The organism is Corynebacterium riegelii, assembly GCF_001263755.1.
Taxonomy (GTDB): Bacteria; Actinomycetota; Actinomycetes; order Mycobacteriales; family Mycobacteriaceae; genus Corynebacterium; species Corynebacterium riegelii.
Genome location: NZ_CP012342.1, coordinates 194,292 through 216,302 on the forward strand (window position 1 = coordinate 194,292; position 22,011 = coordinate 216,302).

Annotated in this window: 22 protein-coding genes, 2 tRNA genes and 2 pseudogenes; 15 read left to right on the forward strand and 11 right to left on the reverse strand. The window is 57.1% G+C overall.

The window, feature by feature from the left end; genetic code table 11:
* Positions 1 to 50: 50 nt before the first annotated feature.
* Positions 51 to 2,456, reverse strand: a complete 2,406-nt coding sequence (locus AK829_RS00935; RefSeq protein WP_052203454.1) for a DUF262 domain-containing protein — start codon at positions 2,454 to 2,456, stop codon at positions 51 to 53.
* A gap of 529 nt (positions 2,457 to 2,985) precedes the next feature.
* Between AK829_RS00935 and AK829_RS00940 the strand changes: the two genes are divergently transcribed.
* Positions 2,986 to 3,543, forward strand: coding sequence for a DUF501 domain-containing protein (locus AK829_RS00940; protein ID WP_052203455.1), 558 nt, complete (start codon positions 2,986 to 2,988; stop codon positions 3,541 to 3,543).
* Positions 3,540 to 4,475, forward strand: a complete 936-nt coding sequence (locus AK829_RS00945; protein WP_052203457.1) for a Ppx/GppA phosphatase family protein — start codon at positions 3,540 to 3,542, stop codon at positions 4,473 to 4,475. The genes AK829_RS00940 and AK829_RS00945 overlap by 4 nt, the downstream gene beginning before the upstream one ends.
* A 19-nt stretch (positions 4,476 to 4,494) precedes the next feature.
* Here AK829_RS00945 and AK829_RS00950 read toward each other — a convergent pair whose 3' ends face one another.
* Complete coding sequence (locus tag AK829_RS00950; RefSeq protein ID WP_052203459.1) at positions 4,495 to 4,734, reverse strand: hypothetical protein; 240 nt, start codon at positions 4,732 to 4,734, stop codon at positions 4,495 to 4,497.
* 96 nt (positions 4,735 to 4,830) lie between these two features.
* Here AK829_RS00950 and AK829_RS00955 point away from each other — a divergent pair.
* Positions 4,831 to 4,904 (forward strand) — tRNA-Ile (locus AK829_RS00955).
* A 110-nt stretch (positions 4,905 to 5,014) separates the two neighbouring features.
* Here AK829_RS00955 and AK829_RS12375 read toward each other — a convergent pair.
* Positions 5,015 to 5,146, reverse strand: a pseudogene (locus tag AK829_RS12375) (IS256-like element ISCau1 family transposase); the annotation flags it as partial.
* Between the two features lie 276 nt (positions 5,147 to 5,422).
* A complete protein-coding gene (locus AK829_RS00960; RefSeq protein ID WP_052203463.1) occupies positions 5,423 to 7,738 on the reverse strand; it encodes a DEAD/DEAH box helicase in 2,316 nt (771 codons plus the stop codon).
* Between the two features lie 135 nt (positions 7,739 to 7,873).
* On the opposite strand from AK829_RS00960, the gene AK829_RS00965 reads away from it, so the two are divergent.
* The 3 genes from AK829_RS00965 to AK829_RS12740 all read left to right on the forward strand — a co-directional run bounded on the left by AK829_RS00965 (position 7,874) and on the right by AK829_RS12740 (position 10,017).
* Entirely contained in the window at positions 7,874 to 8,359 is a 486-nt protein-coding gene (locus AK829_RS00965; protein WP_052203464.1) for a hypothetical protein, read from the forward strand.
* A 223-nt stretch (positions 8,360 to 8,582) separates the two neighbouring features.
* A complete protein-coding gene (locus AK829_RS00970; RefSeq protein ID WP_052203466.1) occupies positions 8,583 to 9,014 on the forward strand; it encodes a hypothetical protein in 432 nt (143 codons plus the stop codon).
* 142 nt (positions 9,015 to 9,156) lie between these two features.
* On the forward strand, positions 9,157 to 10,017 hold the full coding sequence (locus tag AK829_RS12740) for an excalibur calcium-binding domain-containing protein (protein ID WP_052203469.1): 861 nt from the start codon (positions 9,157 to 9,159) through the stop codon (positions 10,015 to 10,017).
* Positions 10,018 to 10,103: 86 nt separating this feature from the next.
* On the opposite strand, the gene AK829_RS12625 is transcribed toward AK829_RS12740, so the two are convergent.
* A complete protein-coding gene (locus AK829_RS12625) occupies positions 10,104 to 10,604 on the reverse strand; it encodes an excalibur calcium-binding domain-containing protein (RefSeq protein ID WP_052203470.1) in 501 nt (166 codons plus the stop codon).
* Between the two features lie 325 nt (positions 10,605 to 10,929).
* Here AK829_RS12625 and AK829_RS00985 point away from each other — a divergent pair.
* Positions 10,930 to 11,295, forward strand: a pseudogene (locus AK829_RS00985) (ATP-binding protein); the annotation flags it as partial.
* Positions 11,296 to 11,428: 133 nt separating this feature from the next.
* On the opposite strand, the gene AK829_RS00990 reads toward AK829_RS00985, so the two are convergent.
* The 6 genes from AK829_RS00990 to AK829_RS01015 all read right to left on the reverse strand — a co-directional run bounded on the left by AK829_RS00990 (position 11,429) and on the right by AK829_RS01015 (position 16,499).
* On the reverse strand, positions 11,429 to 12,196 hold the full coding sequence (locus AK829_RS00990) for an ATP-binding protein (protein WP_052203473.1): 768 nt from the start codon (positions 12,194 to 12,196) through the stop codon (positions 11,429 to 11,431).
* 4 nt (positions 12,197 to 12,200) lie between these two features.
* Positions 12,201 to 13,835, reverse strand: a complete 1,635-nt coding sequence (gene istA, locus AK829_RS00995; protein ID WP_052203475.1) for an IS21 family transposase — start codon at positions 13,833 to 13,835, stop codon at positions 12,201 to 12,203.
* A gap of 317 nt (positions 13,836 to 14,152) precedes the next feature.
* On the reverse strand, positions 14,153 to 14,668 hold the full coding sequence (locus AK829_RS01000) for a hypothetical protein (RefSeq protein WP_052203477.1): 516 nt from the start codon (positions 14,666 to 14,668) through the stop codon (positions 14,153 to 14,155).
* Positions 14,647 to 15,054 carry a helix-turn-helix domain-containing protein gene (locus AK829_RS01005; RefSeq protein WP_052203478.1) on the reverse strand — a complete coding sequence of 136 codons (408 nt, stop codon included), beginning with the start codon at positions 15,052 to 15,054 and terminating at the stop codon, positions 14,647 to 14,649. The genes AK829_RS01000 and AK829_RS01005 overlap by 22 nt, the downstream gene beginning before the upstream one ends.
* The gene (locus tag AK829_RS01010) at positions 15,039 to 15,623 is read right to left on the reverse strand and encodes a hypothetical protein (protein WP_052203479.1); all 585 of its coding nucleotides are present in this window, start codon (positions 15,621 to 15,623) and stop codon (positions 15,039 to 15,041) included. Before AK829_RS01010 ends, AK829_RS01005 begins: the two co-directional genes overlap by 16 nt.
* A 261-nt stretch (positions 15,624 to 15,884) precedes the next feature.
* Entirely contained in the window at positions 15,885 to 16,499 is a 615-nt protein-coding gene (locus tag AK829_RS01015) for a hypothetical protein (RefSeq protein ID WP_157045267.1), read from the reverse strand.
* A gap of 106 nt (positions 16,500 to 16,605) precedes the next feature.
* Here AK829_RS01015 and AK829_RS01020 point away from each other — a divergent pair.
* The 8 genes from AK829_RS01020 (at position 16,606) to AK829_RS01055 (ending at position 22,011) form a co-directional block, all read left to right on the forward strand.
* Positions 16,606 to 16,678: transfer RNA gene (locus AK829_RS01020), tRNA-Asn, on the forward strand.
* Between the two features lie 172 nt (positions 16,679 to 16,850).
* Positions 16,851 to 18,245 carry an AAA family ATPase gene (locus AK829_RS01025; protein WP_083439697.1) on the forward strand — a complete coding sequence of 465 codons (1,395 nt, stop codon included), beginning with the start codon at positions 16,851 to 16,853 and terminating at the stop codon, positions 18,243 to 18,245.
* Positions 18,235 to 18,930 carry an RloB family protein gene (locus AK829_RS12090; protein WP_083439698.1) on the forward strand — a complete coding sequence of 232 codons (696 nt, stop codon included), beginning with the start codon at positions 18,235 to 18,237 and terminating at the stop codon, positions 18,928 to 18,930. The genes AK829_RS01025 and AK829_RS12090 overlap by 11 nt, the downstream gene beginning before the upstream one ends.
* Before the next feature lie 44 nt (positions 18,931 to 18,974).
* Positions 18,975 to 19,184 carry a hypothetical protein gene (locus AK829_RS01035; protein ID WP_371327067.1) on the forward strand — a complete coding sequence of 70 codons (210 nt, stop codon included), beginning with the start codon at positions 18,975 to 18,977 and terminating at the stop codon, positions 19,182 to 19,184.
* The gene (locus tag AK829_RS01040) at positions 19,174 to 19,974 is read left to right on the forward strand and encodes a serine hydrolase domain-containing protein (protein ID WP_052203484.1); all 801 of its coding nucleotides are present in this window, start codon (positions 19,174 to 19,176) and stop codon (positions 19,972 to 19,974) included. Before AK829_RS01035 ends, AK829_RS01040 begins: the two co-directional genes overlap by 11 nt.
* Positions 19,975 to 20,020: 46 nt before the next feature.
* Complete coding sequence (locus tag AK829_RS12385) at positions 20,021 to 20,887, forward strand: hypothetical protein (RefSeq protein ID WP_157045268.1); 867 nt, start codon at positions 20,021 to 20,023, stop codon at positions 20,885 to 20,887.
* The gene (locus AK829_RS01050) at positions 20,884 to 21,069 is read left to right on the forward strand and encodes a hypothetical protein (RefSeq protein ID WP_052203486.1); all 186 of its coding nucleotides are present in this window, start codon (positions 20,884 to 20,886) and stop codon (positions 21,067 to 21,069) included. The genes AK829_RS12385 and AK829_RS01050 overlap by 4 nt, the downstream gene beginning before the upstream one ends.
* Before the next feature lie 6 nt (positions 21,070 to 21,075).
* Positions 21,076 to 22,011 carry a DMT family transporter gene (locus AK829_RS01055; RefSeq protein WP_052203487.1) on the forward strand — a complete coding sequence of 312 codons (936 nt, stop codon included), beginning with the start codon at positions 21,076 to 21,078 and terminating at the stop codon, positions 22,009 to 22,011.

The following is a 22,011-nucleotide window of genomic DNA, read 5'->3' on the forward strand; positions in this document are numbered from 1 at the left end:
CTCGGGGTGGTCTCCGTCGCGACTCGCCGGCCACTCCCGTGGCAGCCACCTCAGAACGCCTCCAGCCTCCGCACCCACTGGGTGAGGGCACCGTCGATAATCGCGTCGTGGATCACGGTAGGGCCAACGAACTGGGCTGCCTGAATGACCTTCTGGATCACCGAAATCGCCTGCAGCTCCGTGGCCGACTCAGGCGACACCTGCTCGGTGATCTGCAGCAGCGTCAGATTCGCGACACTCGCGTCTGGTGCCTCCGGCGTATATTTCGCAAACTCTTCCATGAACTGGGCCCGCAGCGCGTCCGTGTCCTCCAGTGGCGACTGCAACTCGGCGGCTTCATCAAGCTCGGCGACGAACTTCAGCAGTCCGTCGTACTTCGCCGCAGGCTGCTCCGGCTCGTCCGCATCATCTTGATCGGTAGCCCTGAACCGGAACTCGAGCTCGTCGGCGTCCAGGTCGAGTCGGCTGAAGATGAAGCGCAGTAGCCCCATTTTTACTGAGGTGCTGTTGCCGACGTCGACGGCGAGGGCGTCGTCAACAACTCGGCGGCCGCGCGGTAGACGCTCCGGGTCGAACTCGGTGTGTAGTAGCGCGGCATCGTTGGAGAGGGCGAGGAGCTCGGAGCGGTGGTCGCGAAGGAGGTGCTGCAGTAGAGCAACAACCATGTCTGCCCAGGTTGATACCGTTTTGGAGAAGTCTTGGTATTGGATCCCAACGATCCACCGTCCAGTGAACTCGCCTGAGTCGCCCATCGCTTCGGTGGGGAGCACGGTTTGAGGCGGGGTGAACGTCGTCGTTGGCATGCGCCAGTAGTCCAGAGCCGCGGTGACGATGTCTTCCGTGCGTTGCTGCATCTCGGCTTCGCCCCAGGTCGTGGTCTCTTTGAGTCTGTGGTTGAGGCGGTACGGGGACGAGTCGAATCCCTTGTCCGTGGACTTCTTCACGGAGAACGGCTTGTTCGAGTAGCTGGAGTTGTAGCCGGTCACGGTTAGGTTGCCGATGCGGTGCAACCATTCGCTATGTATGCGTTCAGCGTCAGGCCCAAGCGCCGTTTTCCATTCCTCGGTCAGCGTTTGCGGCATGATGTGCTCGATGGAAATGTCGCCGCTTTCGAGACTTTGGGCGATGTCGCGGGTATCACGCGAGTTGCCGTTTTCGAGGACGTCGTAAATGTAGTTCCTCCAGGAGGACTTGATGTTGTACATATTGCGCGTCTCCAGTGCGGCGCGTACCTCGCTGTCGGACGGGACGCGGCCGCTGCTGGTGCGGCGGCGGATGACCCATGCGAACACGTCAGCAAAAGTGTCGTTGTCTTTACGCAGCTTCGTAACTTCGGAGTAGACCGTCGCAAAGATCTTGTTCAGCGCATTCGTTGGCATCTCGATGATGAAGCGACGCGCGATGAACGACTCAATGATGCTGAGCACGTTACAAAAATCGTCTTCGGTGATGTACCCAGCGTGGACGTCGCGTAGCACGGGCATGAGGAACGGCAGTGTCACATCGCCGAGGATTGGCTGCATGCGCCGCAGAATCCGGTCGGCCTTCGCAAGCCCCGTGTTCAGCTCCTGAATCTCGTTGTAGTACCGCGAAAACTCGTAGAGCTCCTCCAACACCTGCTCAGTACCTTTGCCGGAGCGCTTCACATACTTCTTGAACTCCTCGTACACATCCTTCTCGCGCGGCGTGCGCGCGTACTTCGTCGTGAGGTACCTGCGAATAAACGCCGACGTGCGGAACTTCGCATTCGCCTCAATGGGGTTCCACAAGTTCTCGTAGAGCTTCTCCTGCACCTTCGGCGCATGCCCCATCAGAATGAAGTTACGCACCTTATCGGCCTCAGTCAGATCCAAGCCCGTCGAGTTCAACGACTCAAAGATCCGCTGAGGGTCATCATCCTTATCCAGTTCAAGCAGCATTACCTGCAGCTTTTCTATAGCTCCCCAAACTTCATCCGCCGTATATGCTGTCGCCCGCAACCTGTCCTGGAAGTACTTGAAGTTCGCCGTAATATTCGACGCCGCCACGTACCCCGACGGCTCCCCAAACAGTGCGTCATACGCCTTCTTGTCATCCTTGACTGGCTTGAGCTTGAACCGGACCTCCTGCCGTTGATCACCGATCATGAGGAAGGAATCCACAATTTTCACACCCAAGGATTCGTCATCAGCCCGGATGTCTCCGTTCTCGATCGCCTTCGCCAGCGCGAGCATCAAAATGCTGACGGTGGTGAGGCGCTGCTGACCGTCGATAACTAACCACTCAAAGGATGTTCCTCCGCCCACAATCGCACCAAAGAAGTGAGCCTCTCGGCCCTCGCGAATGATTGCCTCCAAATCATCGAAAAGCTGCTCGCACTGCTTCCGCTGCCAGTCATAATTTCGTTGGTAGACAGGAATGATGAGCTCGCGGTGCTGTCCATCAAACACTTGGATGATCGGGCGTGCGCCTTGCATGGAAACCACCTTGTTCGTTGTAGGTGCGGTCGGCATCAGTGTAGTTGGGGCGACCAGGCGCCATCATCGGTCTCAGCGGGAAACACCTTGGAAACGCTAGAACGAGCTGGCAACGTTGCTGGGGCGCAGCTGGATAAGCGGACTCGCGCCTGGCGAGCACCTGACGTACTGGCGATATCGAACGAGTTCGCCGAGGGGAGACGGCGGGCATAGCCAAACGGGGCTAGCCCCACCGTTTCCCTATCCACCCCGTAGCCGCAACTTCATCAGGGTGCAGCCCCGTTGCAAGCAAGTCCAGCTTGACGTCTTCTCTCCCAGTTAAAGCACTTAGATGGTGGACCCGTTGAAAACGATGGGATTTAGTCTTGATGAGGAGCCAGTTAAGGGTTGATTGGTGCTATGCGTTTGCTCTAGGAATGCGGAGAATCGGATCAAGTTGCGCTGATCTCGCGACCGGGACAGCGTTCAAGGCGTGGTGGCGCGAGACCAAAACTGCGCCCCGTAGGGCCTGCCCAGTAGCATCGATTGCATGTCTGTCACCCAGCAAGATATTGACACCATCACTACTCAGCTCGGCCGCACACCCCGTGGCGTCTTGGAAGTTTCCTACCGCACGCCTGACGGCCAGCCGGCAGTAGTGAAAACGGAGCCCAAGCTTGACGATGGCACTCCGTTTCCCACCCTTTACTACCTGACGGAGCCGCGTCTGACCGCTGAAGCATCACGCCTGGAGGTTGCTCAGGTGATGAAGTGGATGGAGGCTCGTCTCAACGCAGATACCGAAGAGGGTGAGGCGCTTCGCGCGGATTACAAGGCGGCCCATGAGCACTTCTTGGCTAAGCGCAATGCCCTGCATGACTTAGGTACGGACTTTTCTGGCGGCGGTATGCCGGATCGTGTGAAGTGCTTGCACGTGCTCATTGCTTACGCGCTTGCAGAAGGCCCTGATCACTTCCGCTTCGGTACCGAGGCGGTTGCTCTTGCCGCGGAGCATGGTGACCTGCGTGGTACTGCTATCCCAGCAGATTGGCCGACGCTTGCAGACCTCGGTATCACGCTTGAAGAGGCAGGGGAGGGGCTGGCATGAGTGCCACTGCCACTCGTGTCGCAGCGGTAGATTGCGGCACAAACTCGATTCGCCTGTTGATTCACGACACTGCTACTGGTGAAGTAACTCGTGAGAACACGATCGTTCGCTTGGGACAGGGTGTTGATGAATCGGGGCGGTTTCACCCGGATGCAATTGAGCGGACCCGTAAAGCACTCGCTGCGTACGTAGACACCATGGAGCGCGAGGGCGTATCCAAGGTTCGGATGGTTGCTACTTCTGCAACTCGTGACGCTTCCAACCGCGAGGATTTCTTAGCGATGACCTGTGATCTGCTTGGCCGTATCCAACCTGGTGCCCAAGCGGAGGTGATCACTGGGGAGGAGGAAGCTGCACTGTCGTTTGCCGGCGCAACCGCTGATATTGATCCGGCGCGTGGACCTTTCTGCGTGATTGACCTTGGCGGTGGTTCTACCGAGTTCGTCATGGACGGCCACGCAGTTTCCACTCGTATGGGTTGTGTGCGCGTGACTGAGCGTTTCATGTGTACGGATCCGCCGACGGAGGAAGAGACTTCAGCTGCCCGTGCCTACATTCGTGAGCGTATTGCTGAGGCGGCTGCCGAGGTGCCTTTTGCACAGGCCCAGACGTTTGTGGGGTGTGCGGGTACGTTTACAACGATTGCTGCGATTGCTCAGCACCTGCCTACTTACGATCCTGAGCGGATTCACATGTTAGAGATCTCGTTTGAGCGCATGCGTGAGGTCACTACTGACTTGCGTTTGAAGACTGCTGCTCAGCGTCTTGAGGATCCTGTGATGCACCCGGGTCGCGCCGATGTGATTGGTTCTGGCTCCACGGTTGTTGAGGAACTGATGGTTGCGTTTGCGGATGCCGCGGGTGCCTCTAGCTTCATCATCAGTGAGAAGGACATCCTGGACGGCATCGTCGCAAAGCTTGTGGCGCAGTAGGCCCAGTTGTAGTTGCGAACTAGTCGTGATCCGGTTCGAGGATCTGGTCTCCGCCGCGCTTGCGGCCGCGAACCTCTTTCATGCGCGGCTCCGGGTCAATCTTGTTTGCAATGGCCCTGCGGGCGGAGTTGGTCACCGACTTTGTAATTGGTGAGTTCATCACCGCCTGGCTTGCGTTAACAATCTGGTGATAGCGCTTACGCCCTGCTTTCGTCCCCAAAACGTAACCAGCTGCAGCTCCGACGATGAATTGATACATGGCGCTTACCTTACCGGCTCTGAGAAAACTTCAACCACCAATGAAAGAAAGGCAGGGGAAGCAAGCTATAGTTATCGCTGCGCAACTAGTGCTCAAGGGGCTATAGCTCAGTCGGTTAGAGCCGCGGACTCATAATCCGCTGGTCGCGGGTTCGAGCCCCGCTGGCCCCACGTGACCGCCGCTGGACAAAGGAAAGTTTCCGTCCAGCGGCGTTTTGTATTTTGGGGTTCAGGTGGGCGTCGGTAAGCAAAAGCCGGGTTAAGGGACATTTCGTGTGGATTTAGGGGCGTCCTGCCCAGCCTTTTCTGATGCCTAAGCTGGGGTTCCATTCGTTGTCGATGTGGGTGTCGTATGTGGCTGGTCGCCCGTCTGGGTGGCCGCGTCGTTTGAGTTGTTCTTTCGCCCAGGACGCTTCATTAGTTGTCCGGAAAAATCAATAACCTCGGCGATTTACTCCCACTTTCGTAGTGCAGGGATCGTTCCGAGGCTTTCGAGATAAAGACTAGCCACTCCACAATGAGTAATCCAAAATCGACCCCCGTACCGCTATCGCAATGGTTTCCATCCGCACGGATAGGCCGGTACGCCGATCATCCCACGCCAGAAGCGTTACACCTTTGGACTGCTCACCTCACCTAGAGTGGCGGTGGGTGGGGAGCTGGTGGGCGTCGATAAGCAAAAGCTCTGGTTATTCGGTGAAGCCTTGGGTTCGGATGACGGAGCGACGCTTGCGGAATGCGGCGGTGAGCGCGGGGACGTGGTGATCGTGGAAGTCGAAAACCGTGGCGGACGTTTCGGTGCCGCGAGTGACGCGGCCGATCTGTTGGATGACGTTGCCTTTGAACGCGACTGGGGCGGCGAGAACGAGCGCGTCGAGCGCTGGCAGATCCACGCCCTCGCCGGCGATCTGCGTCATCGCGATGAGTACGAAGCGGGGTGTGGTGTTGAGCTTTTTGCGGGTGGCGCTGCGGTCTTTCGCCTGCTGTGCGCCGTGGAGAGTGAAGACGGGGACTGGGAGATCCGGGTGATTGCGGGCGAGGAGCGTTTCGAGCGCAGTGATGTGCTCGCGTCGCTTGACCAAGACGAGGACGTTCAGGCCGCTGGTGGCGGCGCGGGCGATGGTCTTGGCGATTAGGGTGTTGCGGGTTTGGTCGGCGGCAAGTGCGTTGTCGAGGTCGGGCCAGTAGAGGTGGGGCTCATCAAAGGTGAACTCGGTGGTCTGTACGACGTAGTGCTTCGGGCCGGGGCGCTCGATCTCCATGGTGTGGCGGATGGGGCCGCAGATAAGCGGCAGGAGTTCGTCGAGACCGTCGGAGCGAAATGGGGTGGCGGTGAGCCCAGTGACGAAGCGGACGTTGAGGTCTGCGAGTACGCGGGTAAAGCCGGCGGCGCCGACGCGGTGGCATTCATCAATGATGATGTAGCCGTAGTCGGCAAGGAACTGCGTGCGGGAGTCGGCGCGGCTGATGGATTGGGCGGTGATGATGTCTATGTCGCCGCTGAGTTTCTTTGACTTGCCTCCGAGTTGGCCGATGGCGGGCGTGTCTTCGTGGCTTTTAAGGAAAGTGGAGAGCGCGTCGCGCCACTGGGCGGCGAGCTCTACGTTGGGGACAATGATGGCGGTAGGGACTTGGCGGTGTGCGATTAGTGCGCAGGCCATGACCGTTTTGCCGGCGCCGGGTGGGGCGACGAGAACGCCGGTGCGGTGTTTGCGCATTGCGTTGACGGCGGTGCGCTGCGCGGGGTAGAGCTCGCCGGTGAACTTGGCTGGCATAGTTCGCGGCTTTGGGGTTTTGCTCCGGCGAGTAACGGTGTAGCCGGCGGTTTTGAGGATGCTGATGGCGTCGTCTAAGGTGCCGCGGTCGAGTGTGAGGGTGTTGTCGTGTTCGTCGAAACGAATGATCAGGCGGGGAGTCTGGTACGTGGACAGGCGCTGGGCCTGGCGGATGTAGAACTGCGGATTGGGGATCGCGCCAAGGTGGCGAAGCGCGTTGGCGGTGGTGGCGTCGACGCCCTCGAGGTTGATGTGGACGCGGGAATCGTGCGTTACTTGGACCTTGCCGGTGCGTTTGAGGGCTTTGAGTTCTGCCTTGGTCGGTGGTTGGGGCAGCTGGGTTTCCGGGTCCGGTTGGAGTTCTGCTGCGATCTCCTTGAGCTTGCGCTTGGAGGCTTTGGTCGTGTTGGCAAGGGCGGCGAACTGGTCTTCGGCGGGCTCGAAGTCATGGTTGACGAAGACAGTGCGCTGCTCAGCGCGATGCTGACCGGCGAGCGGGAGCGCGATGAGATTGCCGAAGCCGCGGCGCTTGCCCGGCAGGGTGTCCTGGGAGGGGAAGAAGTGGTCAAAGCTGGCGAAGTACTGCTTCGGGCTGGCCTTGGCGAGGAGGCCGATACCTACGGTTCGGGCGAGGGAGGCGGGGACTGGCTCGTTGAAGAAAAGCCACACGTGGGCGCCGGTGCCGGAGCGCGAGATCTCGATGAGCGGGTCGAGGCCGAACTCGCGGCACGTGTCAGCGTAAGTGCGGGCGGCGGTGCGGAAGTCAGCGTCGTCGAAATCGCACGCCAGGAGGAAACAAGTATCGCCTTGGCACAGCGGGTACAGGCCGACGTGGAGGGTGTTGTCGCGGCGAAGGTGCTGCTCGAGGACCTGCGGGGTAAGCGGCTTAAGGTTCGGGTTGTCCCGGTTATAACGGCCGTAGGAGGCCGGCGACCAGCCTTTCTTCTCGCCGTTTTGCCAAGCGGTTACGTACACGTCCTCGCGGCCACGGAAGTAGTCGGCGAACAGGCGGAGCTTTGCGTCTGGGGAGGAGGCGTTGGAGACTGTGGCGGTTTCGGCGTGGGTGGTGCTGGGGTTGGGGTTGGTTGGTGTGGGCGCTGGTGTTGGTGTTGGTGGTGCTGCTGGCGCTGGTGGTGCGAGGAAGGCCTCGAGGTCGTCCGTGCCGAGCAGTTTCGCAAGCGCGCGCTCTAGACGCTGCACGCGGGCCTCAAGATCGTGCACATCTGACATGAGCGCTCCACGGGATCGGGGTGGGGGTTATACGAGGTCAGTGTAGTTGGGGTGGGCAGTTGTGGTGGTGGACGGTGGCGTCGATAAGCAAACTGGCTCTGAGGGTGAGTGGCTGTGGGGCTGTAGGTTGTGGTTATGGGATCAGAGTTGGCGACGGTGCTGAGGCTGGAAGTAGATGGGATAGATTTCAGCGATGAAGAGCGTATTAGCGCTATCGAAGAGCGAATGCCTGAAGCGTCATTTGTTCTTCAGAACGGTGTAGTTATGGCTGAGGTCGATTTGGGGGCTGCAGCCGGGCGTCAATACGAACAAGCAATACGTGTCATTCGCCGCTTGAAGGATCAATGTGCTTTGGAAATCAAACGGGTTGAACCGCTACCGGTGGATATTGCCGATATAGCGCGGTTGGTTGGCGTTGAGCTTAGAGAAGCAAAGAAATGGAGCGAGAACGCGCAGGTCTCACTGACGTGGAGTGTTGGTGGTGGGGAGAATCCCCAGAAACCTTGGAACCTGTACTCCGTCAACGAGTGGTTGTCCGAGGAAAAGAAAATCAAACTCGGTCTTGAGCTGTCGTCTCCACAGTTGGTTCAGGAAATTGATGCGTATCTTGCTGGCTTGTGAAAGCTAAACGGAAGAAATGAGCTGGGCTCTCAGTGAAAAATGCTGGTGTGCAGAGACTCGGTGAGTGGCTGTGGGGGGTGGGTTGAGATTTCCCGTACATGCGGTGTGAAGCTTCTGGGACTTGGTAGAGCACCCGGGTCTGGTGGGGCGTACCGTGGTTTACTGCACCCTAAGTACGGCAGGTGGGGCACTTCGGCCGAGACGCACGAGGAGGTAACTCAACGTGAGCACACCAGCAAATACAGAGGATTGGGCTGACGAGTATCTCAAGATCAGCCTGTGGGAAGGATTCTGGGCCACGGCGGCGGCGCTGTTTGGGTTCACGATCATTGTGCTGGACATCTTTGCAACCGATTACGCCCCACAGGCGTTTGTATGGCGGGTATTTGTAGGCATGCTGCTGTTTGGGCTGGCGTTCTTTCTGCCGGGGGTGTGGTGGTATTACGCGTCGTTTAAGGACAGAAAGACAGTTCGTGAATACCTGGAGACGTTGCACCGAAACGGGTATCACAATCCGTTGGTGGCGGCTGCAGATTACGAGGAGACCCAAGGAACGCGCGGTGTGGAACTGCCCAGTGTGATTAAGCCTTGGTGGATTTTTGTCCTCGCCGGTGCTTTCGCGGTGGGGATTATTTCCGGGTTGATCTTGCCTTAGTGGTTTGGGGTTTTGTGGGGTGTTGTGTGGGGTGCTTTGGGGTGTTGTGTGGGGTGCTTTGGGGTGTGATTCGTGGTTAACTGATTCCTAGTTAGAGCTGGCGGAACCGTCCCCGCCATGAGCGCCAGGAGGTAGCTGTAGCGTGACCGCTTTGCCTAACGTGGACGATCCGGTTGTCGGCGAGAAGCCGAAAACCTGGAAGAGAATTCTGGCGTGGGGCGGGTTCCTCTGGGGCTTCCTTAGCATCCTTGTTGGAGTTGTTGATGGGGGATCTTTCGCAGAGGCCGCGGGATTCATCCTGTTTGGCCTTGCATTCTTTGCCCCCAGTGCATGGTGGATGTACTGCACGGCGAAGGATGAAAAGGCTTTTCGCCAGTATCGGGAGACACTGCAGACCAACGAGAACCTCGCGCAGTTTCTCACTGATGCTGACCGGGTGGTGCTGCAGGGGATGAGTGGTGTGCAGCCGCCTCGGAAAGTGAATCGTCACTGGCCGGTGGTGACTATTGGCAGCATCGTCGCTCTCGTTGTTGGCACGGTGATCACGCCGCTGGAGGAAGACGGTGATTCGGGGTCGTCGAGTACTCCGCCGACGACTGTGTCTTCCTCTGTCTCGCCGGCCGCGAGTACGTCTGCGGTGTTCGTGACTACGTCAGCTGATGAGGGAGCTGCTGAGCGTGAGCGGGAGGCTGCTGAAGCTGAAGCGAGCCGGGCGGAGGAGGCGCGCTTGGCGGAGGAGCGGGAAGCTGCTGAGCGTGCGCGTGTGGCCGAGGAGCAGCGCCTGGAGCAGGAGCGGATTGAGCGGGAACGCGCTGAACAGGAAGTAGTCCCGCAGCAGTTCGTCGCACCTGCGCAGGCGCCGCAGCAACCTTCCGCGTATTACAGGAACTGCAGGGCGGTGTGGGACGCCATCGGCGGGCCAATCCACGCGGGACAACCGGGTTACGACAGCCACCTGGACCGTGATGGTGACGGGGTAGGTTGCGAGAAGGACCCGCGATAGATAGAAATCCAGCCCAGACTCTTGCGAGGCGGGCTGGATTTTCTTTCTGGTTAGGTTGTTAGCTCGGCTGCTTTCAGCTGCTGGCGCTAGCGTGGGCGGCGTTCGCAGCCCTTGCCATCGCCGTCGCGATCAAGGTGGCTGCCAAAGCCGGGGTCATTGCGGTAGATCGGGCGACCGAGATCGTTCCAGACAGCTCGGCAGTTCGGGTACATCTTGGTGCGCGGTGCCGGACGGGGAGCAGGCGCAGGAGCCGGCGCCGGGGCCGCCTCGACACGTGGAGCAGGTGGTGCAGGAACAGGTGCTGGCGCAGGTGCCGGTGCCGGAGCAGGGGCTGGCGCCGGGTGGCACGGAATGAACTGCGGTGCAGGATTCGCAATGATGCCTTGCTGCATTGCCCAGCAAGCGCCACCCGCGCCTGCGGCCAAAAGAACGAGGGTTCCGATGACGCCACTGACAATGGCCTCAGTCTTGTCTTCATCCTGCTGGTTGATTGGCGAGGCTGGGGCCGCATGAGCGGGCGTAATAGTGGCAACTGGGCTGACAGCTACTGCTACGGCAGTGGCAATGCAAATGACAGGTTTCTTCACGGGGATTACTATCTCACAGATTCCTTCCGAGAGTAGCCAATTAGGACTGTCTTGAGAGGCGTAGTACCCCAATGGTTCCGGGATGAACGGCAAGCATGGGAGAGCTCTCCCAGCCAGCGTTTCAGAGGGTTTAACCCATAAGAGGGTTTAACCCATAAGAGGGTTAAGTGGCAAAAGTCTAACTGGCCTGAACGCTTTAACCCTTTCAACTGGGAATGGGAAGAGGCGCTCAACCCGATAGTCGGGGAGCGCCTCTTGAAGAAGGAATGGAAGGACAGGCGGTTATTCACCGCGTGATTTCCATTTGCACGTCTAGGATAACAGATACTTCGTGGCCTACTACCGGCTAGGCCAACTCGTAGACATGTTGGCGGTCTTCTCACCGACTGACCAAAACTACCTCGATAAGATGCGGAAACTGATCAATGTCGATGTCCTTATCATCGACGACTTTATGACCATGAGCATCAACCAGCGCGGGCAAGAAGACCTAAGCAAGATCATATTCGACCGCGACGGACGCCTCCCAACACTTATCTCCTCCCAATCAGCTGCCGCCTACTGGATCGAAGCACTTCCCGACAGAATCGGAGCTGACTCCCTAGTTAGCCGCCTCAACAACGGGCATCGAATCCGCATAGGAGACTTCGACATGCGCAAAGCCACCGCCTCAATGGAGCCGGACGAATAAAGCAAACAGCCGGGCCGACTCCTTCGGCCCGGCCCGGTGTTCAGAAGATTGAAATGGTAGCGGTGTGGTGAGTATCTGGTAGCGCCTGAGTGAGTATCCGGTAGCGGTGTCCCCACTCAGGCGTTGTTGGTGGTTATGCGTTGGTGGTCAGGCGCATGTTTGGTCCTTCGAGTGTGATGATCTCCGCACCGGAGACGAGTCGGTTGAGGATTGACTCGGAGATCACGGCATCGGGGATGGATTTGTACCACTCCAGTGGGGTGAATTGTGAGGTCACAATCGTTGAGACTTTGCTTTCACGCGCGGCGAGGATGTTGAGAAGTTGGTGCGCGGTTGCGGCATCTACTGGTGTGGTCAGGAAGTCATCGAGGACTAAGACGTCGACGTCGTGGAGGTACTGGATGAACTTTAACCGTGCGGGGTCATCGGGTTGGAGGACTGCTAGTTCGGCGGCGAGCATGTCGGTGCGGTAGAAGCGTGCGGAGTAGTCCTTGCGGCATGCTGCTGTGATCAAGGCTTGGGCGAGGTAGGTTTTGCCGACTGAGGATTTGCCCAGGATGACAATGTTTTGGCCCAGGTGGCACCATTGTCCGTGAGCGAGTCTGCTGACTTGCTCGGGGTTGATGTTGCGGTCAGGCGTGCAGACCACGTTTTCAAGGCAAGCATCAAGGTTTGGCGATCGGGATGCTTTCAGTAGTTTGTTGATGCGTCGTTCGCGCCTGGCCGCGACTTCTTTATCGAGTGCGTAGAGCACCTTTTGGGAAAACGTCCATGCGTCGAATGCGGGATCGTTGGCAATCTCGATGACGCTTTGTCCAAAGGCAGTCATCCGCAGCGCGGTGAAGTCGGGCAGGACGGACTCGTCAAGGAAGCGATCTGTTGGTGGGGTTGGTGATGACATGGGCTTAGTGTCCTTTCTTGGTGAGGTTTTCGATGCTGAACTGGTCTGCACCGCCGAGAAACGCGCCGGTGGTATCCCGGTCGGTGACTGCAGGGGCGGTGGGCTGGTTGGTTGTGGTGCTGCGCGGGGCCTGGTCTAACCCGCGGGGCCGGGTGGCGTGTTCTTTGCGTATGGCGGCCATCATGTTTTTGACTGCGGTATATGACACTGCACGTCGGCTGCCGTCGTTGGCCATTAAGCGCTGGCATGCCTCTTCCAGGATTGGTTTGTTGCCGTGTTTGCCCATCGACAGCACGTTTCTACAGGACTGGTACGCCTGGGCCGGGATGGCTTTTGCCGCGATGAGTTCTTCGATGACCTTGCGTGTTGCCGGGCCGGTTTTGCTGGCTTCGCGATAAAAGTAGTCGCTTGTCCACAGCCCACGAGTGGAGTCCATTGTCGATGGAATGTGCTCATAGTCAGTGACATAGGCCCCACGCTTATGCGAAACCCGATGCGTTGCCACGGTCGTGCCTTGATCAAAGACGGTCAAGACTTGGCCTGTGATGCGTACATCGACAGTGCGGCCAACAAGCTGATGCGGAACGGAGTAGCGCACGGTTGCAACCGTGATATGGAAATCTGGGGCTACTTTCGCACGCTTCCACTCGGTGTGCTGCCACGGGGTTTGCGGCAGATCAGCAAGCAGATGCTGTTCGTGTTGTTCAAAGAGATCCCTGCGGCTTGACTGCTGGCTGCGAAACGGCACGGAGGTGTTGATCGCGTCGACTAAGTCCACAATCTTTTCGTTGAGCTCGTCTACGTCAACGCACTGGTGGCCTTCAAGGGTGTGGATGACTTTGTGGGTGACGATCTTTACCGCAGCTTCCACATTTGCTTTATCCTTCGGTCGGCGCGCGCGTGTGGGAAGTGCTGCTGTGTTGTAGTGCTCCAAGAACTGCTGGTAGGTGTCGTTGACCTTCCGATTCCTATCGGCAGTACTAATCGCGTTTGATGCTGTTGACGCGTTATCGGGGACAACAACCTGACAGACTCCACCGAAGTAGTCAAACGCTTGACGATGGGCATCAAGCCAGGACTGTTGACGCTGGTCAACACACGCACACGCAAACAACATCCCTGAATACGGCAGCGAAGCGACGAAAATATTGACTTTCGCACCCGGCGTGCCCGCAGGGTCGTACAGGCGCATCTTGGTTCCTGCCCAATCCACCTGCATCGTATGCCCTGGTGCATGGGTGATCCGCGCGCTAAGCCCGGCAGCATCGACATGGGAGGCAACTAGCTGGCGGAACCGGTCGTAGCTGTAGTGACGCTGACCCGGCTGGGCTGGGGTGGTGGTGTAGCGAGCCCACAATACTTGCAGTGTTTGCTTCGTACGCCCTGTGCGTGCTTTGACGACCGCGTCAAAGTCAATCGGGACGAATTCGCCTTGCCCGCTGGTGCGTTTGTCAACGAATATCTCGGCCAACTCGTCATCGGTCAACGCCGCGACCTGCTGGGCAGTGGTCAGGCCAAGGCTTCGCAGCGCTTGGTTCGCTCGGGAAATCGCGCGGTGCGAGCACCCGAGCTGGTCTTCAATCTGGCGGTAAGAACGCTTCCTAATCAGCAGCGTCATCACCGCACGGTAATCCGTCATCAGCGGACTCCTTCCAGTCACACGCCGCACCCGAGTGGTGCGGCTACCGGAAGTATCACCCCGAGCCCCCTGAGCTGCTACCAGATACTCACTGAAGTGCTACCAGATAGTCACGACACTGCTACCAAATAGCCGGTCGCAACACGCGATGGTGACGGGGTTGGTTGTGAGAAGGACCCGTGATAGGGATCAGGCGCGCTGCAATGAGGTGACTGTCTATCTAGTCTGACTCGGTACTGAACGGTGTGCAATGCGCAAAAGGATAGAAGCTTTTCGTTTGACCGAAGCACACTGAGTTCTTGGTGCGAGCATTGCTTTTATTGGTTTCCGTTGTCTACGTGATCGACTTTATCGTCGGTGGAGAAACTCAGCCCCAACTCCTTAAAACTCGGTAACACCACGACGCCACGAAAGACTCGTGCAGCCAAATCAGTGAAGGAAGCTCGCACATAGGCGGTCAGCTCCACGAGACCTTCTGCATTGAGGAACTCTAAAAACTCTTTTTCAGTAACTAGCTCTCCACTTTCCCCGGCGAAAGTATATTTTCCTTCTACTTCTGCGAAAAGCTCACCAAATGGGAAGTCTAAGCGAATTTTTAGTGCTGCTATGGCCAAGTCGGCTGGCAAGTCAGTATGAGGGCCAGGGATAAGTGTCTGAAGCTGTGCTTCCTGTTCCGCTGTCACCTCAACGGGGCTTGCGGAACTATCACTGGCACTTGTCAGGTCACTCTCTTCGGTATCTCCCTGGTCGACAGACTTTCGCTTCGCGTAGAGTTCGTTGACCTGAACATCATCAAGAGCAAATTTTGCGTTCATGTTGTCCTCGTTTGCCATTGCCTACTAGTTTCCGATTTCGTCACCAAGAGGACCTTGTCCTTGCGAAATTTTTTCCTGGAGACCGTTTTCGTTGAGTAAGACGTTTTGGCGTCTTGAGAGATGCCGCTTTTTGCATCCCTGTCTGAAACCGTGAAACTGATGTCTGCGCCGATAGCTAGCGCGTAGAGCCTCACCATCCGCAACGTGGGATCGGAATCGTAATGCTCAAATTCTTCAATCTGGGCCGTGCTGGCATGCATGATCTCAGCAATGTCAGAAGCCGAAAGCCCTTTCTCCCTCGCAAGTTCTTGGAGCGAGTCCATGAGGTCCGCGAACTTGGAGTAGAGATCGTCAGAGTGCGTTTTAAAGGACTTGTTGGGTGAAACCCTTACGCCATTTGCCATTTCAGACCTCCATTTTCTTGCTGATCATGTTGCAGTTCAGAAACGTTCCACCGCTGTTCAAAGTGATTTGAATGGTATTCGGCGGCTTTGGAAATTTCTTTGTTTTGCAGCCGTCTAGTCTCCTCATCATTGCCCGGGACGATCTCTTTTTCGTGGACCCAGAGCCCCACACCCCATAGATTAATGTGGCTGAGCGCGTTTTTGGATTGGTAATAGTAAAGACGAACGAACACCAATTCCTGCTCGTACAGGCCGGTTACGGGGTCTTTGTGAGAGACCGTGAGATTATCCCACTTAATCTCGAAAATTTTACCAGCACCCTGGCCCACGATTTTCCTTACCTCCAGGATGGGCCGCAGCTTCCCCCGTTCTGCTCGTTTAAGCCGTTGCTCAATTTCTGTTGTCAGGTTATCGATCAAAAACTGGTTCAAGTCGTATCTCTCGCCTAACCTGGCGATGATTTTTACCGCGGCGGATTCGATATGTTTGCCGTGTGTTTCCTCACGCCAAAAGAATGTTGCGGGTCGCCCAACCTCGTAGACGCTCTTACTCACAACTTCTTCTGTCATGGGAAATTCTAAGACTCACGTGCTGCTTTATTTTAGGTAAATCTTAGATCTTTAGGGCAGGTAAAGAAATCCAGCCCGCACTCTTGTGAGGCGGGCTGAACGGTTAGTGCTCAGATTACCGGAGCCGACGTGATTCACACAGTCGGGTAGATCTTGTAGTGTGAGCAATCGAAAAGGCTCTTTGAGTCGGAGATCGAAAGCGGGTCTGTTGGTTTTCACCTTCAGGCCCGCTTTCATTTGTGCTCAGGCCGTGGCGTCGAACTACCGGCAGCTGAGTACCTGGTCCGTAAATGCGCGCGGTGCGCCCTTGCGCTGCAGGTCTGCAACGTCGTAGCACTTGAAACCGTTGACGTCGCCGGCAGGCTCGATACGCGTCCATTGGCCATTGACCTTGTGGAAGGACTCGTTCCAGTCCGTCTGGTTGGCGCCGGCCTTGGCCCACTGGCCGTCGCAGTAGCTCACCGTCGTGCCGGTGAAGTTTGGCCAGCCGGGGACGATGGCGTCGAAAGTGGCAGGGGAGCAGTCGCCAGGCGTCGCGGAAGCTTGCGGACGAGGCGTAATACCCGGGACGTTAATCTTTGGCCACTTGGACATATCCAGGCCAGGGATGTTGATCAGGCCTGTTTGTAGCGCGAAGGCCACGCCTGCACTAACAAGAGCGAGGACGCCGATGGTAATGCCGGCGATCTCACCTGCGCTCAGGTCAGAGTCCGAGGAACCGCTAGAAGAGTTGTCGGTCTCGGTGCCGGTGCCGGTACCCGTACCGGCACCGTTTTCGGTATCCGCCGGCGGCGTATCGGCCACCGCCGGGGTGACGGTTACGGGTGTAAGCGTCAGTGCTGCGGCTGCGGTGAGTGCTAACAATGGTTTCTTCATGCTTCTATAATAACGCCAATTAGCGCCAATGACCTCGCGATTTTGCGTTTTGTAAATACGGCGCTACTCTTATGACTCGTTGCTTGAGAGCAACAAAACAAAATATTCCTCCATAGCTCAGTTGGCAGAGCATTCGACTGTTAATCGAAGGGTCACTGGTTCGAGCCCAGTTGGAGGAGCAAGCACCCCGGTCCCGCAAGGACCGGGGTTTTTCGTTTTGGGGTTGGCGGGGGTGCATCGCATCTGCGGGTGCTTGCGTTGCTCCGCAGCTCTGACCTTAAAGTGCGGGGGATTCGGAGTTTAAGTTGGGCTTATCGCGTAAATCGTTCAATATCCCATTATGGTTAAGGCGTGTCCGTTAACTTGCTAAGTTTCAGTGTCGGCAACTTCAAGAGTGTCCGGGAGATTCAGACACTCGAATTTGCCGATGGGCCCTTGGACTCCAAGCAGCCGAGGCCAGTGCCGGTCTCTGTCCTGCTCGGAGCCAACGCGTCTGGCAAAAGTAACCTCCTTGAAGCCATGGTGTTCGCGTTTCGGGCAATGAAGCTTTCGGCTACGGCTTGGCTGGATGTGGATCATTACGAATACGATTCCACTATCCCAACCCCGTTTTCCTTGGATCAGGATTCTCAAGGTGAGCCGAGCTTTTTTGAGTTCGACTTCGTTGCAAAAGGCAGGCGATACCTTTACGGCTTTACATTTGGCCGCTCAGGGGTTGTTGAAGAGTGGATGTCCTATGTCCCCTCGGTTCGCTGGACCTCTGTGTTTAACCGGATTGCGCAGCCGGAAGTTGAATGGGAGTGGAACTCTTCTGCAGTGTCTAGAACTCTCCAGCGTGAGATAGAGCGTGCAGACGTACGCGAACTTGCTGTTTCCCACGCGCTAAGGGGCAAACTCGGTCTGATTTATGAATCGGTATCGGCTCTCTTGGACGGAGTGAATTATCTTCCGCTCGGTGATAGTCAGAAAGATCAGCGCTTGAGCCAACTAGCGCGTGCGATGCGTAAAGGGCAAGTGAAGCTTTCTGAAGTCACGCAGATGATGCAGGCCGCTGACACAGGGATCGTTGATGTAAGCATTGATGAGGAGAATCTGTCGCCATCCTTGGCCGAGTTGGCAAAGATTCTTACTCAAAGACTGGAAGACGTGAGTAAGGATGAAAAGGGAAGCCTGAAAGGCTTCCACATGGCTCACGAGCCTGGCGCGTACATTGATATTTCTGACGCCGAGCTAAAGGCAATCGCTTACCAGCTCATGTTCACTCACCGGGGTGACAGCTCGAATCACACGCTGAAAATGGCAGCACAGTCAGATGGCACTTTGACCTGGTTATCGGTTGCCCCGATCATCGTTGATGCCCTGAGGAATGGCCACGTGGTCATTGCGGATGAACTTGATTCGAGCTTGCATGTCCAGCTGCTAGAGCTGGTGGTAACGGCCTTTACTGATGAAACTATCAACGTAAACGGTGCTCAGCTCATTTTCTCTTCCCACGACACGAACCTCCTGGAGCATATGCGTGCGTTGGGTTTGGATACGGACGCGTTTTGGTTTGTAGAGAAGCTGCAGAGCGGTGCATCCGAGGTGTTCCCGTTATCTGGTTTTGAAAATCGGAAGGACGCGAATTACGAGCGTCGTTATCTGGATGGCAGGTATGGTGCGCTTCCTCGGGTGTCACCCGCGCTGATTCGAGGGTTGGTACTTGAGGCTGTGGGCGAAGGGCCGGAGGCAGCTGATGGCTCCTAAGCGCAAATATCCGGCGCGTGGATATCGACCGAAGAAAAGCCGCACCCGAGTTGAACGGAAAACGAAATTCCTGATTGTTACTGAGGGTGTGCTGACGGAACCTCAATACTTTGAACGGCTGCGCCCCATCGTTGAGCAGCGTTATGGGGTGCAGCTGGTTTCAATGCCCAGAACCGACAAGGGAAACGCCCGCGGAGGTAACTGGAAGTCAGATCCGCTTCATGTGGTCAAAAAATGCGTGGAGAAGCGAGATGAGGAAGCAGCACGCTCACGTAAAAGCAAACGGGATGTACCAGAATTCACGCGATGCTTCGCTGTGGTTGATGTTGACGGCCGTGATGTTGGGAAATCACCGACTGTTTTGCAACAGGCGATTTCGCTCGCTGCTGATGAAGGCATCAGTTTGATCGTAAGTAACCATAAATTCGAAGTTTGGTTGATCTGGTATCATGACAAAGCATCACCGAGCAGCGCTGCGGAGAAGCTGACCCCTCAAGCCACGGAGCTTGGGTTCGTGGAAGGCAAGAACATCTCCACCGAGTTTCCAATTGAGAATTTTTTGAATGCATGTGAGCGAGCGAAGAAAGCGGCACTAGTTTCGCCTGGAAGTGTCGGCCCTAACCCATCGACTGCCATGCCGAGCTTGTTTGATGCGATTATGCAAGCGCAGAAAAACGCCAACTGATTGCTACTCAGGATCCAGTAGACCCCATCAGTACACTTACCTGCGTGAATCAACGTCGTGACCTCATGTGGCAAACACTGATCGGGTTCGTCGGGTTCTTCGCGCTGCTCGCGCTGATCCAGGCAGTGATCAACCTGTTTTCCCCGAACCCCGCGATCTGGCCCGGCCTGCTCGCGGGTGCGTTTGTGTTGGCTACGTGGTGGTTGGTGCGTCGTTGGCAGGATGCGAGGCGAGGAGGCAACAATGCTGAATAAACTTCTTGGAAACTGGCCGGTAGACAACGTTTCTGCAGCGCTTGTGCATGCTAACGGCCACGTGGAGACCCTCGGTGACCAAGACCGCACCTACCCACTGGCCAGCGTGACCAAACTTCTCGCGGCGTACGGATTCCTGATGGCCGTGGAGGAAGAGGCATTCCTCTTAGACAGCCCTTGTGGTCCGGAAGGCTCCACCGTCCGCCACCTGCTTGCGCATACTTCCGGGGTCGGCTTTGACACGCGTGAGCCGCAGAAGCCGGTTGGTGAGCGCCGCATTTACTCCTCCGCCGGCTTCGAGATCCTCGCAGACTACCTGGAGGAAACCACCGGCATCCCGTTTCCTGAGTATCTGCGCGAAGGGGTCTTTGCGCCGTTGGGGATGACGGATGCGGTGTTGGGGGGCAGTGCTGGGCATGGGGCGGTGGCGTCGGTAAGCAGCCTGGCCCTGTTCGCCCAAGAACTGCTGAACCCGCAACTACTCAGCCCGGAAACCCTGAGTGAGGCAACCACCAACCAGTTCGGTGACCTGCGCGGCGTGGTGCCGGGCTACGGCATGCAGAAGCCGTGCCCGTGGGGCCTCGGGTTTGAGCTGAAGGGGGAGAAGGCCCCGCACTGGACTGGCGACGGCATGCCGCCCACCACCTTCGGCCACTTCGGCATGAGCGGCACCTACCTGTGGGTGGCGGATGGCTACGCCATGGTGGCGCTGACGGATCGTGACTTTGGAAACTGGGCGAAACCCCTCTGGCAGGAAACCAACACCGCGATCTGGCGCGAACTGCAGTAGCTAGGATTCGGCTACGATAACGCTTAGTGAAAGGTAAGCTTGCTGCGTGACTAGACCATCTAAACCGTCTCGGCTGCTCGCTCTCTTTAGTAGCCCAGTCACCATTGCGCTGGTCAATACTAGTGGCGGTGTCTCACTTAGCTTTGCTTTAGCCCTCGCATTTGCTGTATCTCCGGCGTTTTCTGTGCTTCCGTCGTTGCCGTGGGGGATTCTTCTCGCGGTGATAGCGGTATTGTTGTTGGTTTTTGTAAATCGCCTTTCATCACGCGCGCGTCTTATTAAAGAAGCTGATGCAAAACAACAGCTGGACGTAGAGCTACAGGTTCGGGAGAACAGCCAGTTCATTTTGTCGAGTTTGGCTTCGGCTTTTGAAAATCAAGGTGAGGCGCAACCTTCTTCGAGAATTGGTGTGGCGTGGGACCCGATCATGGGACTATGCAGAATTCTGTTCCCGGTTCAGGTTCGAGCACAAGTGTTCGTGGTTGATCAAGACTCGGATGGGCGCTATTTCTTTACTGCGATGCCACACGGGATGGGGATTCATCGCCGCGAAGTATCGTCCCAAAGAATCTTTGATGAGAATTCAGAGACTTGGAAAAGACTACGTGACGGCGACATTATTTACTGCGCAGACACCGCAGGTGATGAGCCATATGGGTGCTACATGAGTCGCGGAATCATTTCAAAAACAGGCGAGCTCTATGGTTTCTTTGCAATTGACGCTGTGGATCCTGGGTCACTAGACCTTGAGCGTGATCGCAAAAGTCTTGCTTACTTGTCCACTTTGCTGCTCCTTGTAATGGTTGCGGATCCTTCCGTTACAAAAAGTGTGCCGTTGTTCGTCCCGAAGCGTGGCGGACAGCTAGAATCAGAGCCACCGACTGAAACTGAGGAAGGAGAGGATACAAAATGACCCCTGCAACCCCTATGTCATCTGTGACACCGGTTAATGAGTTCAACGAGAACGTTCGTTTGATGGAGCAGGATTTTGAGTCGTACGCTGACAAGTTCCTCAAAAAGCCTCGTCTGCAGGACTACCTGCCGCGGCATTCGTTCCTCGATGTATGGATGGATAAGATTTTTGGCGTAGCCTAGCGCCAAATGCTTTACCTGTTTCTCGCGCTGCTGGTCGGCGCGCTCATCCCCGTCCAGACTGCGGCGAACGCGCGGCTTCGCCTGGCCGTGAACAACCGGCCGATTGTCTCCGCGCTGATCTCGTTTACGGTGGCACTCACCCTCGCCGCACTGGCCACGCTGATCCTGCAGGGTCACGTTGTGCCCCATTTCTTATCGACGCCCCCACCGTGGGCCTACCTCTCCGGCCTCTTCGGGGCCACGTTTGTCATTGGCAACATTTTGCTGTTTCCCAAACTTGGCGCAGTCCAAACCGTGGTGCTGCCGATTTTGGGCCAGGTGATCATGGGCCTGGCCATCGACCACTTCGGGCTCTTCCGTGGCCGCCAGGTGGACGTGTCTGTGTGGCGGTTGGGTGGCGCGCTGGTTGTGCTGCTGGGCATTGCCGTGGTGTTGCGTGTGCTTCCGTTGCGACGCGGCACCGTGCCCGCCGCCATTAGCGAAGACCCGGATCTTGGCGCCAGCGTGTGGCTTTACCGACTTCTCGGCGTAGCCATCGGCGTGGGCAGCGCGATGCAGGCCGCCATCAACGGCTACGTAGGCACACTTGCGGGCTCGCCCCTGTTTGCCAGCGAGATCAACCTGCTGGTGGGCGCGGTCATCCTCCTGATTGCCGTGTTGTGTACCAGCCCGCGTCAACTTGTCACGCCACTGAAACCCGCGCCGTGGTGGATGTGGCTCGGTGGTGTTGTTGGCGCGATCTTTGTCATCGGCGGCGCTGGCCTGACTCCGATCCTGGGTACTGCGACCACGGTCATCGCTTTCAACGCGGGTACGATCGCCAGCGGTCAGTTGATGGAATCCGTCGGCGCCTTCGGCGCGCGCCGGGTGCCCATGGACGGCGTACGACTTGTCGGCCTTGCGATTATCTTCGCCGGCGTGCTGATGGTGCGGATGCTCTAG